This window comes from Streptomyces sp. NPDC006174 (assembly GCF_040614075.1).
GTDB lineage: Bacteria > Actinomycetota > Actinomycetes > Streptomycetales > Streptomycetaceae > Streptomyces.
The window spans coordinates 343,315-359,897 of the sequence record NZ_JBEXTJ010000001.1 but is presented as its reverse complement, the minus strand read 5'-3'; the positions used below and the strand labels follow the sequence as shown (position 1 = coordinate 359,897).

Sequence of the window (16,583 nt, the reverse complement as noted above, 5' to 3'; positions counted from 1 at the left end):
TCGCGCAAAGCCTGCCGCGCAGTAGCGCCGCCCCGGCAGGTAGCGCCGCCTCCTACTTCCCCGCCGCCGCCATCGCCGCGCCCACGATCCCCGCGTTGTTCTGCAGCTCCGCCGGGACCATCTCCGCGCGGACCTTCTCGATCAGCGGCAGGAACTTCTCCGCCTTGCGGCTCACGCCTCCGCCGATGATGAACAGCTCGGGCGAGAACAGCATCTCCACGTGCAGCAGATACTTCTGCACCCGGTGCGCCCAGTGCTGCCAGCTGAGGTCCTCGTCCTCCTTGGCCTTCGTGGAGGCGCGCTTCTCCGCGTCGTGGCCGTGCAGCTCCAGGTGGCCCAGCTCGGTGTTGGGGACGAGGCGGCCGTCGACGAAGAGCGCGCTGCCGATGCCCGTACCCAAGGTCAGCATGATGACCGTGCCCTTGCGGCCCCGGCCCGCGCCGAACGTCATCTCCGCGACCCCGGCCGCGTCCGCGTCGTTCAGGATCGTCACCGGCTGTCCCACCCGCTCGCCCAGCAGCGCGCGGGCGTCCGTGTCGATCCAGCCCTTGTCGACATTTGCCGCCGTGCGCGTGGTGCCGTCCGTGACCACGCCCGGGAACGTGACGCCGATGGGTCCCTGCCAGTCGAAGTGGCCGACCACCTCGGCCACGCAGTCGGCCACGCGGTCGGGCGTGGCCGGATGCGGTGTCAGCACTTTGTGGCGCTCCTGCGCCAGGTCGCCTCGGTCCAGGTCCACGGGAGCGCCCTTGATCCCTGAACCGCCGATGTCCACGCCGAAGATCTTCATGGCAACACCGTACGGGCAGGCCGGGCGCTGTGCCCTGCTACTCGGCGGAAAGGGCGGCGGCCTCGGCGCGCAGGTCGCGGCGGAGCTCCTTGGGAAGGGAGAAGGTGATGGACTCGTCGGCCGTCTTGACCGTCTCCACGTCCGCGTACCCGCGCTCCGCGAGCCACTCGATGACCCCGTCGACCAGGACGTCCGGCACCGAGGCACCGGAGGTCAGGCCGACCGTCGTCACGCCTTCCAGCCACGCCTCGTCGATCTCGCTCGCGAAGTCGACCAGGTACGCGGCGGCGGCACCGGCGTCGAGAGCGACCTCGACCATGCGGATGGAGTTCGAGGAGTTCTTGGAGCCGACCACGATGACCAGCTCGGCGTCCTCGGCCAGCTTCTTCACCGCGATCTGGCGGTTCTGCGTGGCGTAGCAGATGTCGTCGCTGGGCGGCGAGAGGAGGTTCGGGAACTTCGACTTGAGCGCGTCCACCGTCTCCATCGTCTCGTCGACGGAGAGCGTGGTCTGGGAGAGCCAGACGACCTTCGACTCGTCGCGGACCTCGACGTTCGCGACGTCCTCGGGGCCGTCGACCAGCTGGATGTGGTCGGGCGCCTCGCCGGAGGTGCCGATGACCTCCTCGTGGCCCTCGTGGCCGATCAGGAGGATGTCGTAGTCCTCCTTGGCGAACCGGACGGCTTCCTTGTGGACCTTGGTGACCAGCGGGCAGGTCGCGTCGATGGTCGCGAGCTTGCGCTCGGCGGCCTCCGCGTGGACGGTGGGCGCGACTCCGTGCGCGGAGAACATCACGATGGAGCCCTCGGGCACCTCCGCGGTGACGTCCACGAAGATCGCACCCTTCTTCTCCAGGGTCTGCACGACGTACTTGTTGTGCACGATCTCGTGGCGGACGTAGATCGGGGCCCCGTACTGCTCCAGGGCCTTCTCGACGGCGATCACGGCGCGGTCCACGCCCGCGCAGTAGCCACGGGGCGCGGCGAGCAGGACACGGCGGGCAGGAGTTGCAGTCATGCGTCCCATCGTAAGGCCGTACCGAACAGGCGCCATGACGGCCGGGTCGGGAGACTGATGGCTGCACGTGTGTGGCGGACGGTGACTGTGGAGGGTTCATGACGTCTGACTCGGGGAGCGGTACGGGGTCCGCGGGCGGCAGCGGCGTTGGAAGCAGCGTCGAGGAGGGCAAACTGCGGCGGACCCTCGGCTTCCGGGATCTCGTCGTCTACGGGCTCCTGTTCATCGCGCCCATGGCCCCCGTCGGCATCTTCGGCACCCTGGACGCCAAGTCCGGCGGGTCGGTCGCCCTGGTCTACATCGTGGCCACCGTCGTCATGGGCTTCACCGCCTTCAGTTACGCGCAGATGGTGCGGGTCGCACCCTTCGCCGGGTCGGTCTTCACGTATGCGCGCAAGGGACTCGGCGAAGGGCCCGGGTTCATCGCCGGGTGGATGGCGATGCTCGACTATCTGCTGATCCCGGCCGTCGCCTACCTCTTCTCCGGGATCGCGATGAACGCGCTGGTCCCGGAGGTGTCGCGGTGGGTGTGGACCGCGATCGCGGTGCTGGTGACCACGCTGCTCAATCTGTGGGGCGTACGGGCGGCCGCGCGGGTCGGGTTCGTGGTGCTGGCCATGGAGATCGTGGTGCTGCTGGTCTTCGTGGTGTCGGCCGTGGTCGTCCTCGTACGGGACGGGGCGCAGCGCGGGTGGCTGACGCCGCTGACCGGCGACGCCGCGTTCTCCATGGCGGCGGTGCTCGGCGCGGTGTCGGTGGCCGTGCTGTCGTATCTGGGGTTCGACGCCATCGCCTCGTTCGCGGAGGAGGTGACGGGCGGGTCGCAGAAGGTGGCGCGGGCGGTGCTGTTCTGCCTGGTGCTGGCGGGTGTCCTGTTCATCGCTCAGACCTATCTGGCAGCGCTCCTGGAGCCGATGAGCTCGGCCGAGCTGGCGGCGGATCCGGCGGCACAGGGGTCGGCCTTCTACGACGCGGTCGACGCCTCCGTCGGGACCTGGCTGCATGACCTGGTGGCGGTCAGCAAGGCGATCGGTGCGGCGTTCGCGGCGCTGGCGGGACAGGCGGCTGCCGGACGGCTGGTCTTCGCGATGGCCCGGGAGCGGCGGCTGCCGCGCCTCCTCGCGAAGGTCGACCCGAAGTCGGGCGTGCCGCGCCTCGCGATCCTGGGTGCGGCGATCGTGACGCTGGTGGCGGCGGTGTGGGCGGCCCGGCGCGACGACGGGCTGGACCACCTGGTGTCGGTGGTGGACATCGGTGCGCTGACGGCGTTCGTGCTGCTGCACGCGTCGGTGGTCGGCTGGTTCGTCGTACGCCGGATGTCGGGGCCGCCCGTCTGGTGGAAGCACGTGCTCATGCCGGTGGTCGGTGCGGGGATCCTCGTCGCCGTGATCGTGGAGGCGACGACGAGCGCGCAGGTGGTGGGACTGTGCTGGCTGGCGGTGGGGTTCATGGTGCTGGCGGTGCAGGGTGCGGGCGGGCGCGGGATGGAGCGTTCTCGGTAAGGGGCTGTCCTTCCCGGATCGCCGTCACTGTCAGTCCGTCAGGGATCGGCGTCGCTGTCAGTCCGTCCCGGATCGGCGTCACTGTCAGTCCGTCCCGGATCGCCGTCACTGTCAGTCCGTCCCGATACGCTCGGGCGCATGGCTCTCAACACGTCCGCGGAAGCGCCGCTGCCCGTCGGTGAGGTGTCGCGCCTGATCGGAGGCTGGATCGACCGGCTCGGTGCCATCTGGGTGGAGGGACAGATCACCCAGCTCTCACGGCGGCCGGGTGCCGGCGTCGTCTTCCTGACCCTGCGCGACCCGGCGCATGACATCTCGGTGAGCGTGACCTGCTTCCGGCAGGTGTTCGACCGGATCGCGGACGTGGTGAGCGAAGGTGCGCGCGTCGTCGTGCTCGCCAAGCCCGAGTGGTACGCGCCGCGCGGACAGCTGTCGCTGCGGGCCACCGACATACGGCCGGTCGGCATCGGTGAGCTGCTGGTGCGGCTGGAGCAGCTGAAGAAGTCGCTCGCCGCCGAAGGACTCTTCGCGCTGGACCGGAAGAGGCCGCTCCCCTTCCTTCCGCAGCTCATCGGACTGGTCTGCGGACGGGCCTCCGCCGCCGAGCGCGATGTCCTGGAGAACGCGCGCCGCCGCTGGCCCGCCGTGCGCTTCGAGGTCCGCAACACCGCCGTGCAAGGCGTGAACGCGGTCGGTCAGGTGGTCCAGGCGGTCGAGGAGCTGGACGCGCTCGCCGAGGTGGACGTGATCGTCGTGGCGCGCGGCGGCGGCAGCGTGGAGGACCTGCTGCCGTTCTCCGACGAGCGGCTGATCCGGGCCGTCGCCGCCTGTCGTACGCCGGTGGTCTCCGCGATCGGCCACGAGCCGGACTCACCGCTGCTGGACCTGGTGGCCGACCTGCGCGCCTCCACGCCCACGGACGCGGCCAAGAAGGTCGTACCGGACGTCGGCGAGGAGCTGGACCGGGTGCAGCAGCTCCGGGACCGGGCGCTGCGGACCGTACGAGGGATCCTGGACCGCGAGGAGCGAGGGCTCGCGCACGCGCTGGGCCGGCCCGCGATGGAGCGGCCGCAGCGGCTGGTGGACGAGCGGGCGGCGGAGGTCGACGCGCTCGTTAGGCGGAGCCGCCGGGTGCTGGGCCATCTGCTGGACCGGGCCGATTCGGAGCTCGCGCACACCCGGGCCCGGGTGGTGTCGCTGTCGCCGGCCGCCACGCTGGAGCGCGGTTACGCGGTGCTCCAGCGGCCCGACGGCCATGTGGTGCGCTCCCCCGACGAGGCCGGTGCGCCCGGTGAGCCGTTGCGGGCACGGGTGTCGGAGGGCGAGTTCACGGTGCGGGTGGACGGGGACGGGCCCCGCGATGACGTTGCAGCCGACATCTAGGGTGGATCACATGACGGACGACGGTACGGCGGCGGCTGCCGCGACGAGCACGCTCGGGTACGAGCAGGCGCGGGACGAGCTGATCGAGGTCGTACGCCGGCTGGAGGCGGGCGGCACGACGCTGGAGGAGTCGCTGGCCCTGTGGGAGCGTGGTGAGGAGCTGGCGAAGGTCTGCCGCCACTGGCTGGAGGGCGCCCGGGCCCGGCTGGACGCGGCGCTGGCCCGGCCGGACGGTGAGTCCGTTGCGGCTTCCGACGGCTGATCACGCGGCCGAGTCGAGGCGCGCGGAGTTGTGGAGTGGATCACTCCCCTCCGAGTTTAGTTGAAAGTTAACCTACCTCTCCGTTACGGTTCAGTGCGTCACTTCCCCGTGCCCTTTCGGAAGGTTTGCCCTCACATGTCCCTCGTTCTCGACCCCGCCGCCCAGGACCTCCTTTTCCGTGAGGCCCGCACCGCCAACACCTTCACCGACGAGCCGGTGACCGACGAGCAGGTCCAGGCGATCTACGACCTGGTCAAGTTCGGTCCGACCGCCTTCAACCAGTCGCCGCTGCGCGTCGTCCTGGTCCGCTCCGCCGAGGGCCGCGAGCGTCTGGTGCAGCACATGGCCGAGGGCAACCGCCCGAAGACCGCCACCGCTCCGCTGGTCGCGATCCTGGCCGCCGACAACGAGTTCCACGAGGAGCTCCCGGCGCTGCTGCCGCACTTCCCGCAGGCCAAGGACCTCTTCTTCACCGAGCGCCCGGTCCGTGAGTCGGCCGCCGGCCTCAACGCCGCGCTCCAGGCCGCCTACTTCATCATCGGTGTCCGCGCCGCCGGTCTGGCCGCCGGACCGATGACCGGTTACGACGCCGTCGGTATCCAGAAGGAGTTCCTGGACGGCGACCACACCCCGCTGATGGTCGTCAACATCGGCAAGCCGGGCGAGGACGCCTGGTTCCCGCGCAGCCCGCGCCTCTCCTACGACGAGGTCATCAAGACCGTCTGAGCGGCCGAGCGGCCATGTGAAGGGGCCCCGGAACACCTGGTGTTCCGGGGCCCCTTCACGTACGTACGGCTGCGAAAGCTCAGGAGACCGGCGAGGCCGACGGCGACGGCACGGCTCCGCCGACCGGCCCCGTCTTCAGCGCCTCGGCCATCTCCACCAGCCGCTCCTTCGGCGCCGAGCCCGTCACCACGGTGGTGTGGCCTTTGCCGGGCAGGACGAGCGCGTCGTACTTCTCGCCCTCCCAGACCTGCCAGGCGCGGCCCGCGACCGTCTCGGTGGTGCCGGTGTCCCTGGCCTTCTGGCTGACCTGCGGGATGTAGGTGCGCGCGTCGGCGGTGGACTGCTCGACCGCGACGTACCGGCCGTCCGGGTCGTGGAAGCCGAGGTGCCAGGCCTTGCCGGCGGCGCGGTCGAAGGAGACGGAGGTCGGCTTCCACTTCTCCGGCAGACCCTCCGGCGCGGCGACCGGATACGGCGCGGCGGTGCGCACCGTCGCCAGTTCCACCGTGAAGTCGACGGCCTTGACCGGGTCGAGGCTCTCGTCGTGCGGAACGAAGATGTAGATGACGCCCGCGCAGGCGGCGGTCACCAAGGTCGACAGGAACATGTTCCTGGCCGTCTGCTTGCCTCGCTTGCTCTCTGCCACGGCATCCATGGTGGCACGCGGCCCGGTACGCCCGGCCGCAGGGTGGGGCCGGAGGCGGGTGCTGACCGTGGGTGGCGGCGGGGACACGGACCGAGGTGCTCATGCGTGACCCGCACTGCTCATTTTATCGACCTACCGATAGAGTCACAGCACCCTCATATCCGGTCGTCGCCGTACAGAAAGGTGCGCTCCGATGTCCGAGCATCATCTGCCGTCCCAACTGGAGGTCTCTCCGGAGGCTCCCGACCGCAACCTGGCCCTGGAGTTGGTCCGGGTCACCGAGGCCGCCGCGATGGCCGCCGGGCGCTGGGTGGGCCGCGGCGACAAGATCGGCGCCGACGGCGCCGCCGTGAAGGCCATGCGCACCCTCGTCTCGACCGTCTCGATGAACGGCGTCGTCGTCATCGGTGAAGGCGAGAAGGACGAAGCCCCCATGCTGTTCAACGGCGAGCGGGTCGGCGACGGCACCGGCGCCGAGGTCGACATCGCGGTCGACCCGATCGACGGCACCACGCTCAACGCCAAGGGCATGCCGAACGCGATCGCCGTGCTGGCGGCCGCCGACCGCGGCGCGATGTTCGACCCGTCGGCGGTCTTCTACATGGACAAGCTGGTGACGGGGCCCGAGGCGGCGGACTTCGTCGACATCAACGCGCCCGTGGCGGTGAACATCCGGCGCGTCGCACGGGCGAAGAACTCCACGCCCGAGGACGTCACCGTCGTCATCCTCGACCGGCCCCGGCACGAGGGCATCGTCAAGGAGATCCGCGAGACCGGCGCGCGGATCAAGTTCATCTCGGACGGCGATGTCGCGGGCTCGATCATGGCGGCCCGCGAGGGCACCGGCGTCGACCTGCTGATGGGCGTCGGCGGAACGCCCGAAGGCATCATCTCGGCATGCGCCATAAAGTGCCTCGGCGGCGTCATCCAGGGCAAGCTCTGGCCCAAGGACGAGGCGGAGCGGCAGAAGGCGCTGGACGCGGGCCACGACCTGGACCGGGTGCTGTCGACCGACGACCTGGTCAGCGGCGACAACGTGTTCTTCGTGGCGACGGGGATCACCGACGGTGAGCTGATGCGCGGTGTGCGGTACCGCGCGGAGACGGCGACCACCGAGTCGATCGTGATGCGCTCCAAGTCCGGCACGATCCGGTCGATCTCCTCGACGCACCGGCTGTCGAAGCTGCGCGCCTACAGCGCCATCGACTTCGACCGCGCGAAGTAACGGAGGAGTCGAGGGAGAGGAGGCGCGAGAACCGCGCCCCCTCTCCCTTTCGCGGTCTCAGCCCGCCGCGGCTATGCGCTCCGCCGGTGCGGCGGCGGTCAGTTCGATGTCGCGCCGGCGACGGCGGGCCAGCGCGACCCGGCGCTCGGCGGCGGTGAGCCCGCCCCACACCCCGTACGGCTCCGGCTGCATCAGCGCGTGCTCCCGGCACGCCACCATGACCGGGCAGCGGGCACAGACCCGCTTGGCGGCCTCCTCCCGGGCCAGTCGGGCGGCGGTCGGCTCCTTCGACGGGGCGAAGAACAGCCCGGCTTCGTCCCGGCGGCACACCGCCTCCGAGTGCCAGGGGCCCGCCTCGTCCTCCCGGGCGGGAGTCCGCTGGGCAGGAACGGCGGCGACCTGCAGAGGCTGATGCGGCGGTTGCAGCACGGTCTACTCCTGACGACGGCTACGGCTTCGCGAGCGAGAGACGATGCAGCAGTCCATACCCGTTGCGTGTACGCCTATGCACTGAGCGGCACCGGCGCACGGCGTACGACAAGGGCTTCAGGAGGTGTTCTGGCTGATTCTCGAATGCGTGCCGGCCTGCCTCGTTCAGTGGCCGAGGTGCTTGCGCAGCCGCCTCTGGAGGTCCGCGACGAACTTGCCGCGCTTCGGCTTGGCCTCCACACCGCCGAACACCGCATAGCCGTTCACCACGACGACCGGCGCCTCCGGGTCCACCGACTCCAGCGAGCGGATGTCGAAGCCGCCGAGGACGCCCGTGCCGCTGCCGCGCAGCGTGATGTTCTCCGGCACCCGGATCTCGACGCTGCCGAAGATGGCGGTCGCGTTGATGACGGTGAGTCGTTGGCCGAAAAGCGCCTCGGTCAGATCGATCTCCACGCTGCCGAAGAGCGAGAAGGCGTTGGTGCGGGGTCCGACGCGCCAACGGCCCTTGCGGGTGGCGCTGCTGAAGACCGCGACGAGGTTGTCGACCGGGCCGTCGGCGACCTCGGGACCGTACGCGTACGACTGCGACTCCGGGCGCGAGGTGGCGGCGCCGGAGGAGGCGGCGGGCAGATCGCGGACCAGCGACTGGAGTTCGCCGACGGTCTTGGCCCGGTAGACGAGGTCGACCCGCTCCGCGTGCTCGTCCGCCGTCAGACGCCCCTCGGCCATCGCCTCGCGCAGGATGTCCGCGATCCGGTCGCGGTCGGCGTCGGAGGCGCGGATCGAGTCGCCGGGCACGGCCTCGGCGGGCGAGACGGGCGGCCGGGCGGGCTGCTGGGGCTGCTTCTCTAGGTCCACCGCCCCAGCCTACCCAAACGCGATAGATCGCGACTACCCCTCCGAGCGGCGCGCCCGCCTCCCGGAAGAGCCGGTGACCGGCCTCCAGGTGAGCCTTACCTCACAGGATCCGCCGAGGAGGCGCGTTCTACCCTGGTTGATGCGCTGCCCAAGGGAGGTCAGCCGCTGTCGCCGAGTGAGGAATGGCCGTAATGCCAGAGTTTGCGTACTCCGATCTGCTCCCGCTGGGAGAGGACACCACGCCGTACCGTCTGGTGACCGCCGAAGGTGTCTCCACCTTCGAGGCCGACGGCCGTACGTTCCTCAAGGTCGAGCCGGAGGCGCTGCGCACGCTGGCCGCCGAGGCGATGCACGACATCTCGCACTACCTGCGCCCGGCCCACCTGGCGCAGCTGCGGCGGATCGTGGACGACCCGGAGGCCTCCTCCAACGACAAGTTCGTGGCGCTGGACCTCCTGAAGAACGCCAACATCGCCGCCGCCGGTGTCCTGCCGATGTGCCAGGACACCGGCACCGCGATCGTCATGGGCAAGCGCGGGCAGAACGTGCTGACGGAGGGCGGTGACGAGGAGGCGCTGTCGCACGGCATCTTCGACGCTTACACCGAGCTCAATCTGCGCTACTCGCAGATGGCCCCGCTGACCATGTGGGACGAGAAGAACACCGGCTCCAACCTTCCGGCCCAGATCGAGCTGTACGCCACCGACGGCGGCGCGTACAAGTTCCTGTTCATGGCGAAGGGCGGCGGCTCGGCCAACAAGTCGTTCCTCTACCAGGAGACGAAGGCCGTCCTCAACGATGCCTCCATGATGAAGTTCCTGGAGGAGAAGATCCGCTCGCTCGGCACCGCGGCCTGCCCGCCGTACCACCTGGCGATCGTGGTCGGCGGTACGTCGGCGGAGTTCGCGCTGAAGACCGCCAAGTACGCCTCCGCGCACTACCTGGACGAGCTGCCCGCCGAGGGCTCGCCGACCGGCCACGGCTTCCGGGACAAGGAGCTGGAGGAGAAGGTCTTCGAGCTGACGCAGAAGATCGGGATCGGCGCGCAGTTCGGCGGCAAGTACTTCTGCCACGACGTCCGCGTGGTCCGCCTGCCCCGCCACGGCGCCTCGCTGCCCGTCGCCATCGCCGTCTCCTGCTCGGCCGACCGCCAGGCCACCGCGAAGATCACCGCCGAAGGTGTCTTCCTGGAGAAGCTGGAGAAGGACCCGGCGCGCTTCCTCCCGGACACCACCGACGAGCACCTCGACGAGGCCGGCGGGGACGTCGTGGAGATCGACCTCAACCGGCCGATGGACGAGGTGCTGGCCGAGCTGACCAAGTACCCGGTCAAGACCAGGCTCTCGCTGACCGGCCCGCTGGTCGTGGCGCGCGACATCGCGCACGCCAAGATCAAGGAGCGGCTGGACGCCGGCGAGGAGATGCCGCAGTACCTGAAGGACCATCCGGTCTACTACGCGGGCCCGGCGAAGACTCCCGAGGGGTACGCCTCCGGCTCCTTCGGCCCGACGACGGCCGGCCGGATGGACTCGTACGTGGAGCAGTTCCAGGCGGCGGGCGGCTCCAAGGTGATGCTCGCGAAGGGCAACCGCAGCAAACAGGTCACCGACGCCTGCGGCTCGCACGGCGGCTTCTACCTCGGCTCGATCGGCGGCCCGGCGGCGCGGCTCGCACAGGACTGCATCAAGAAGGTCGAGGTCGTCGAGTACGAGGAGCTCGGCATGGAGGCGGTCTGGCGGATCGAGGTCGAGGACTTCCCGGCGTTCATCGTGGTGGACGACAAGGGCAACGACTTCTTCACCGAGCCCGCGCCGGCGCCGACGTTCACCAGCATTCCGGTCCGCGGTCCCGGCCTGGGCTGACCGGCCGCCGGTCACGGCACGCGCGGCACACGGAGAGAGGAGGCGTCCGAACGGGCGCCTCCTCTTCCGCGTTCGTACAGCGCTCGGACAGTGCTCGGACCTCGTTCGGGCGCTACTCGGGCGGCACCCGAGCCGCGTCCCGTCGTGAAGGCGACTCTCGTACGTCGAAATCAAGCCAATCTCGCACCAGCGGACGCCACCGGCCCGATCGGCCCCGGAACAGGCGCGACGGCCTCCACCGCACGCCGGCCGGAAGCCGCACAGGCCGGATGAACATCCCGGCAGGGCGCTGTCAGCTCGCCCGAACGGACACCACACGCAACGACCTTGGAAAACTCGCCCCGGCCGGACCCCGCTCCCCCAGGCCACCGCGCCGGTCAGGTGGCCGGTCCCGCACCGCCGCTTTCCCGCAGCCCGCCGCCTTCCGGGCTTGCGCCGCGCCGGGCGCGCCGCCAAGGGTTGTGCAACGTTCCTGACCATCTCCACCGGGCTGACTCCACCGGCCTGATCCGCCGGGCACCCTCGGCGCCCTGCGGCCCTTCGCCGCGCAGCCACTGCCGAACTCCGGAAAGGCGGACGCCGCATGACCCCGGCCCCCCACCGCAGCCACACCGACGACCTGCTCGCCTTCATCGCCGCAAGCCCTTCGCCGTACCACGTGGTCGCGAGCGCGGCCCAGCGGCTGGAGAAGGCCGGATTCCGCGAGCTGCTCGGCACGGACGACTGGACCGGGGCGACCGGCGGCTGCTTCGTCAGCCGGGCCGGAGCGCTGATCGCGTGGTACGTCCCCGAAGGCGCGCCCGCGCACACGCCGTTCCGGATCGTCGGCACGCACACCGACTCACCGAACCTGCGGATCAAACCGGCTCCGGACACCGGCAGTTCGGGCTGGCGGCAGATCGGAGTGGAGATCTACGGCGGAGTCCCGCTGAACACCTGGCTCGACCGCGACCTCGGCATCTCCGGCCGGCTGGCCCTGCGCGGCGGCCCGGACGGCACTCCGCGCAGCCGCCTCGTACAGATCGACGAACCGCTGCTGCGCGTACCGCAGTTGGCGATCCACCTGGACCGTACGGTCAATGACGGCGTGGCGCTGGACCGGCAGCGCCACATCGCGCCGATCTGGGCGCTCGGCGATCCTCGCGAGGGCGAGCTGCTGCGGCTGGTCGCGGCGGCGGCCGGCGAGGACGCGGCGGACGTGCTGGGCTGGGACCTGATGCTGCACGACATCCAGCAGCCCGGATACCTGGGCGCGGAGCGGGAATTCGTGGTGGCGTCACGGCTGGACAACCAGGTCTCCGTGCACGCCGGCGTGACCGCTCTGGTGGACGCCGCGACCGGCGTCACCGAGCCGTCCTTCGTGCCCGTGCTGGCCGCCTTCGACCACGAGGAGGTCGGCAGCGGTTCCGAGACCGGCGCGCAGAGCCCGCTGCTGGAGCGGGTGCTCTCGCGCTCGGTCGCGGCTCGCGGCGGCTGCGACGAGGACTGGTCGCGGGCCCTGTCGGGCGCCTTCTGCGTCTCCGCCGACATGGCCCACGCCGTGCACCCGAACTACGCGGAGCGCCACGACCCCGACCACCGCCCGCTGCCCAACGGCGGCCCGACGGTCAAGGTGAACGTCAACCAGCGGTACGCCACCGACTCCACCGGCATCGCCATGTTCACGGCCGCCTGCGAGCGTGCGGACGCGCCGTGGCAGCCGTTCGTCTCCAACAACGCGATGCCGTGCGGCACGTCGATCGGCCCGCTGACGGCGGCCCGCCTCGGCGTGACCACGGTGGACGTAGGCGTGCCGGGCCTCTCGATGCACTCGGCGCGCGAGCTGTGCGGCGTGGACGACCCGGCGTATCTGGCGGCGATCCTCGGCGCGGTGATGACGGGCGGCTGACGGCCGACGGTGGGTGGCGGAGGACCCGCCACCCACCACCGGAATCCGTCCTACACGAAGCGCTGCTTCGCGCTGCCGTCACACGTCTGGAGCTTGAGCGGGTCCTTGGCCCCGGCCAGCGTCAGACAGAGCCCGGTCGCGGCGGCCGGGCGGATGGTGCCCGCCTGGCGGACGAACTTCTGGTTGGCCGCGCCCGCGCAGTTCCACACCACGAGCGTGGCGCCGGCGTTGTACTTCGCGCCCGAGACGTCCAGGCACCGGTCATGGCTGAGCGCGGTGCGCAGGGTCTGCGTACCGGTGTCGTACCACCAGTTCTGGTTGCGGCCGCCGTGGCAGTCCCAGCCGCCGATCGCGGTGCCGTTACGGGTCACCGAGGCGGGTACGTCCAGACAGGTGCCGGTGGCCTCGTTCTTCACCGGCCGGAACAGGTCGTCCCAGGCGGCCCCTTGGAGGACCGGGTTGCCGGTGCTCGCCGGGTCGGCGCAGCTGGCCTCGCGGAGGCCGGAGCCGTACAGCTGGGTCAGGCAGGAGGCGAAGGCGCGGTGGCCGGCCGCGTTGGGGTGGAAGGACTGGCGTACGGAGTTCTCGTCCGGCAGGCCGGGCTTGCTCAGGTCGATGTAGAGCCCGCGCGCCCACGGTGCCTCGCTGCACACCTCGTGGCCGTGGAAGAGGCGGGAGTTGTCCAGGTAGGCGGCGCCCGTGCTGGCTGCCGCCTTGCGCATGCCCACCTGGAAGGCGGGCACGGCGGTGTTGCGGCCCCAGGCGGTGTCGGAGTCGTAGCCGAGGCCGCCGCAGATGAGCTTGCCGGGGAAGTTCGGGTTGTCGTAGAAGTCCGGGCCGATCGGGCTCGGGTAGCCCATCAGGACGAGCTTGTAGTCGCTGTCGGCGTACCCGGCGTCGGTCATCACCGTACGCAGGTCGCGGACGGTCGCCTCGACCTTGGGGACCAGCGCGTCGACGCGGGCCTGCCAGCCGCCGGCGTACTTGGGCTCGCACGGGCCCTGGAGGCTGATGTAGCGGACCACGCAGTCGGTCATGACCGGACCGAACTGGAGGTCGTCGTTGGCTCCGGCGACCAGGACGACCATCTTGATCCGGGTGTTGCGGGCCTTGATGGCGAGGCTGTCGCTCTGGACCAGTTCATCGGCGTACTGCTTGTTTCCGCCGATTTTGATGTTCCCGGTATAGGCGCCGGAGCAGGAGACGTTGTACGTGACGTCCGCCGCGATGCCCGTGCGGTGGATGGCGGCCTCCGGCGAGCGGTGGCACCAGTTGTCCGGTCCGTTGGTGCCGGGGTCGTAGGTGCCGACGCCTTCGCCGGAGATCTCGCTGTCGCCCAGTGAGATGAGCCCGGTCTTCCGTTCGGCGAGCGGCCGTTCGGCGGGGCTGCCGTACAGCCGGGTGGCCTCGGCCGCGCGGATCGTTTCCAGCGCGGGCGGGAGAGGAGTCGATGCGATAGTGCTGGTGCCGGTACCCGACTCGGCCGCGCCCGCCGGTCCGGCGACCGCCAACGTGGTGGCGGCCACCGCGAACGCGGCGGTGACGGCGGCCGTACAGCGGAGCCGGCGAAGGCTGCGGAGCCCTCGAAGTCTGAGCCTGGTGCGCCTCATTGCGCCTCCCGGGTGAGTGGTTACCAGGGGTATTTACTGGCCGGTAGGCGACTTGGGAATAGCTGGAACAAGACACGTGCTCATCTTTTGCAGGAGGTTTAAACACGATGGTCGACACGTCGGCAGCCGCGCAGGGCGGTCCGGAGTTCCGGATCGAGCACGACTCGATGGGTGAGGTGCGGGTTCCCGCCCACGCCAAGTGGCGTGCGCAGACCCAGCGCGCCGTGGAGAACTTCCCGATCTCCGGACAGCGTCTGGAGCGGGCCCACATCGAGGCGCTGGCGCGGATCAAGGGCGCGGCCGCCAAGGTCAACGCCGAGCTGGAGGTGGTGGATCCGGAGATCGCGGCCGCGATCCAGGAGGCGGCCGCCGAGGTCGCGTCGGGCCGCTGGGACGAGCACTTCCCGGTCGACGTCTTCCAGACGGGCTCCGGCACCTCATCCAACATGAACACCAACGAGGTCATCGCCACGCTCGCCTCCGAGCGGCTCGGCGGCCCGGTCCATCCCAACGACCATGTCAACGCCTCACAGTCCTCCAACGACGTCTTCCCGTCCTCCATCCACATCGCGGCCACCGCCGCCGTCACCGCCGACCTGATCCCCGCGCTGGACCACCTGGCGGAATCGCTGGGGCGGAAATCGGCCGAGTTCGCGGAGGTCGTCAAGTCCGGCCGTACGCATCTGATGGACGCCACGCCGGTCACGCTCGGCCAGGAGTTCGGCGGCTACGCGGCCCAGATCCGGTACGGCGTGGAGCGGCTGCGCGCCTCGCTGCCGCGCCTGGCCGAACTCCCGCTCGGCGGTACGGCGGTGGGCACCGGCATCAACACGCCGCCCGGCTTCTCCGCCGCCGTGATCGCGGAGGTCGCGGCGGCCACCGGACTGCCGCTGACCGAGGCCCGCGACCACTTCGAGGCGCAAGGAGCGCGGGACGGGCTGGTGGAGACCTCGGGCCAGCTCCGTACGATCGCGGTCTCGCTGACCAAGATCTGCAACGACCTGCGGTGGATGGCCTCCGGACCGCGCACCGGCCTCGCCGAGATCAACCTGCCCGACCTCCAGCCCGGCTCGTCGATCATGCCCGGCAAGGTCAACCCGGTCATCCCGGAGGCGGTCCTGATGGTCGCCGCCCAGGTCACCGGCAACGACGCCACGGTCGCCACGGCGGGCGCGGCCGGCAACTTCGAGCTGAACGTGATGCTTCCGGTCATCGCGAAGAACCTGCTGGAGTCCGTACGGCTGCTCGCGGGCGCCTCCCGGCTGCTGGCCGACCGCACGGTCGACGGCATCACCGCCAACGTGGAGCGGGCCCGCGCCTACGCGGAGTCCTCGCCTTCGGTGGTCACGCCGCTCAACAAGTACATCGGTTACGAGGAGGCGGCGAAGGTCGCCAAGCAGTCGCTCAAGGACGGCACGACGATCCGCGAGACCGTCCTGGCATCGGGCTATGTCGAGCGCGGCGATCTGACGGTGGAGCAACTGGACGAGGCGCTGGACGTGTTGCGCATGACACGGCCGTGACGGACGAGGCGCGCGAGGGTCACCCGGGGCCCGTGGGCACACCCGGGTGACCTGAGTCGCAGCGGGCGGGCGCGGACGATCCGTAAGATCCCTCCATGACAGGTACGGGAGAGTGCGCACGCTGGGCGCCGGGGGACCAGATCCTCTGGCGCTACCGCGACAACGGCCGGGACCACCGGGCGCCCGGGGCCCCGCCCGTGCACATCTGCCGCCCGGTGACCGTCGTCCAGGACACCGCCGAGCTGCTCGCCGTCTGGATGGCGCCCGGCACCGAATGCGTACGACCGGTCCTGGCGAACGGCACGCAGGTGCACGCCGAGCCGCTCGCCACCCGCTACACCGCGCCGCGCACCACCGCACGCTCCACCTGGTTCGGCACCGGCGTGCTGAAGCTGGCCCGGCCCGGCGACCCGTGGTCGGTCTGGCTGTTCTGGGACCGGGGCTGGCTCTTCCGGAACTGGTACGTGAACCTGGAGGAGCCGCGCACCCGGTGGTCCGGAGGAGTGGATTCCGAGGATCACTTTCTCGACATCTCCGTGAACCCGGACCGGAGCTGGAGGTGGCTCGACGAGGACGAGTTCGCCCAGGCGCAGCAGGTCGGTCTGATGGACCGTGCGACCGCCGCAGGCGTCCGGGAGGCGGGCCTCGCGGCGGTCGAGGTGATCACCGGCTGGGGCTCGCCGTTCCGGGACGGCTGGGAGCACTGGCGGCCCGATCCGCGGTGGCAGGTTCCGCCGCTGCCGGATGACTGGGACCGCACCCCTGCCCATATGCCGTCGTGAGACCCTGGATACACCCCGCGGGAGCCCGGTCGGCAGGCCCGGCTCTCCGAGGGACACACCGGATCTGACCACAAGT

General features: G+C 70.6%; 15 protein-coding genes. 9 read left to right on the top strand and 6 right to left on the bottom strand.

Annotated elements, in window-relative coordinates; translation table 11 throughout:
* Positions 1–52 precede the first annotated feature (52 nt).
* Together ppgK and ABZ267_RS01655 are read right to left on the bottom strand one after the other, a co-directional pair.
* A complete protein-coding gene (gene ppgK, locus ABZ267_RS01660; RefSeq protein WP_356746969.1) occupies positions 53–790 on the bottom strand; it encodes a polyphosphate--glucose phosphotransferase in 738 nt (245 codons plus the stop codon).
* A gap of 37 nt (positions 791–827) precedes the next feature.
* Complete coding sequence (locus ABZ267_RS01655; protein ID WP_356746971.1) at positions 828–1,817, bottom strand: 4-hydroxy-3-methylbut-2-enyl diphosphate reductase; 990 nt, start codon at positions 1,815–1,817, stop codon at positions 828–830.
* A gap of 89 nt (positions 1,818–1,906) precedes the next feature.
* On the opposite strand from ABZ267_RS01655, the gene ABZ267_RS01650 reads away from it, so the two are divergent.
* The 4 genes from ABZ267_RS01650 (at position 1,907) to ABZ267_RS01635 (ending at position 5,681) form a co-directional block, all read left to right on the top strand.
* Positions 1,907–3,310, top strand: coding sequence for an APC family permease (locus ABZ267_RS01650; protein WP_356746973.1), 1,404 nt, complete (start codon positions 1,907–1,909; stop codon positions 3,308–3,310).
* 138 nt (positions 3,311–3,448) lie between these two features.
* A complete protein-coding gene (gene xseA, locus ABZ267_RS01645) occupies positions 3,449–4,693 on the top strand; it encodes an exodeoxyribonuclease VII large subunit (protein ID WP_356746975.1) in 1,245 nt (414 codons plus the stop codon).
* Positions 4,694–4,703: 10 nt separating this feature from the next.
* Entirely contained in the window at positions 4,704–4,955 is a 252-nt protein-coding gene (locus ABZ267_RS01640; protein WP_356746977.1) for an exodeoxyribonuclease VII small subunit, read from the top strand.
* A gap of 135 nt (positions 4,956–5,090) precedes the next feature.
* Entirely contained in the window at positions 5,091–5,681 is a 591-nt protein-coding gene (locus ABZ267_RS01635) for a malonic semialdehyde reductase (RefSeq protein WP_356746979.1), read from the top strand.
* A 79-nt stretch (positions 5,682–5,760) separates the two neighbouring features.
* Here the strand turns inward: ABZ267_RS01635 and ABZ267_RS01630 are convergent, their stop codons facing one another.
* Positions 5,761–6,336 carry a DUF4245 domain-containing protein gene (locus tag ABZ267_RS01630; RefSeq protein ID WP_356746981.1) on the bottom strand — a complete coding sequence of 192 codons (576 nt, stop codon included), beginning with the start codon at positions 6,334–6,336 and terminating at the stop codon, positions 5,761–5,763.
* A gap of 184 nt (positions 6,337–6,520) precedes the next feature.
* On the opposite strand from ABZ267_RS01630, the gene glpX reads away from it, so the two are divergent.
* Complete coding sequence (gene glpX, locus ABZ267_RS01625; protein WP_010063347.1) at positions 6,521–7,552, top strand: class II fructose-bisphosphatase; 1,032 nt, start codon at positions 6,521–6,523, stop codon at positions 7,550–7,552.
* 57 nt (positions 7,553–7,609) lie between these two features.
* Here glpX and ABZ267_RS01620 read toward each other — a convergent pair whose 3' ends face one another.
* Together ABZ267_RS01620 and ABZ267_RS01615 are read right to left on the bottom strand one after the other, a co-directional pair.
* The gene (locus ABZ267_RS01620) at positions 7,610–7,981 is read right to left on the bottom strand and encodes a WhiB family transcriptional regulator (RefSeq protein ID WP_015611061.1); all 372 of its coding nucleotides are present in this window, start codon (positions 7,979–7,981) and stop codon (positions 7,610–7,612) included.
* A gap of 165 nt (positions 7,982–8,146) precedes the next feature.
* The gene (locus tag ABZ267_RS01615; RefSeq protein WP_356746984.1) at positions 8,147–8,842 is read right to left on the bottom strand and encodes a DUF1707 domain-containing protein; all 696 of its coding nucleotides are present in this window, start codon (positions 8,840–8,842) and stop codon (positions 8,147–8,149) included.
* 191 nt (positions 8,843–9,033) lie between these two features.
* On the opposite strand from ABZ267_RS01615, the gene ABZ267_RS01610 reads away from it, so the two are divergent.
* Entirely contained in the window at positions 9,034–10,704 is a 1,671-nt protein-coding gene (locus tag ABZ267_RS01610) for a fumarate hydratase (protein ID WP_356746986.1), read from the top strand.
* A gap of 583 nt (positions 10,705–11,287) precedes the next feature.
* Complete coding sequence (locus ABZ267_RS01605; RefSeq protein ID WP_356746988.1) at positions 11,288–12,592, top strand: M18 family aminopeptidase; 1,305 nt, start codon at positions 11,288–11,290, stop codon at positions 12,590–12,592.
* A gap of 50 nt (positions 12,593–12,642) precedes the next feature.
* Here ABZ267_RS01605 and ABZ267_RS01600 read toward each other — a convergent pair whose 3' ends face one another.
* On the bottom strand, positions 12,643–14,202 hold the full coding sequence (locus tag ABZ267_RS01600; protein ID WP_356746990.1) for a ricin-type beta-trefoil lectin domain protein: 1,560 nt from the start codon (positions 14,200–14,202) through the stop codon (positions 12,643–12,645).
* 107 nt (positions 14,203–14,309) lie between these two features.
* On the opposite strand from ABZ267_RS01600, the gene ABZ267_RS01595 reads away from it, so the two are divergent.
* Positions 14,310–15,725, top strand: coding sequence for a class II fumarate hydratase (locus ABZ267_RS01595; protein ID WP_356746992.1), 1,416 nt, complete (start codon positions 14,310–14,312; stop codon positions 15,723–15,725).
* Between the two features lie 95 nt (positions 15,726–15,820).
* The gene (locus tag ABZ267_RS01590) at positions 15,821–16,507 is read left to right on the top strand and encodes a DUF402 domain-containing protein (RefSeq protein WP_356746994.1); all 687 of its coding nucleotides are present in this window, start codon (positions 15,821–15,823) and stop codon (positions 16,505–16,507) included.
* Positions 16,508–16,583 lie beyond the last annotated feature (76 nt).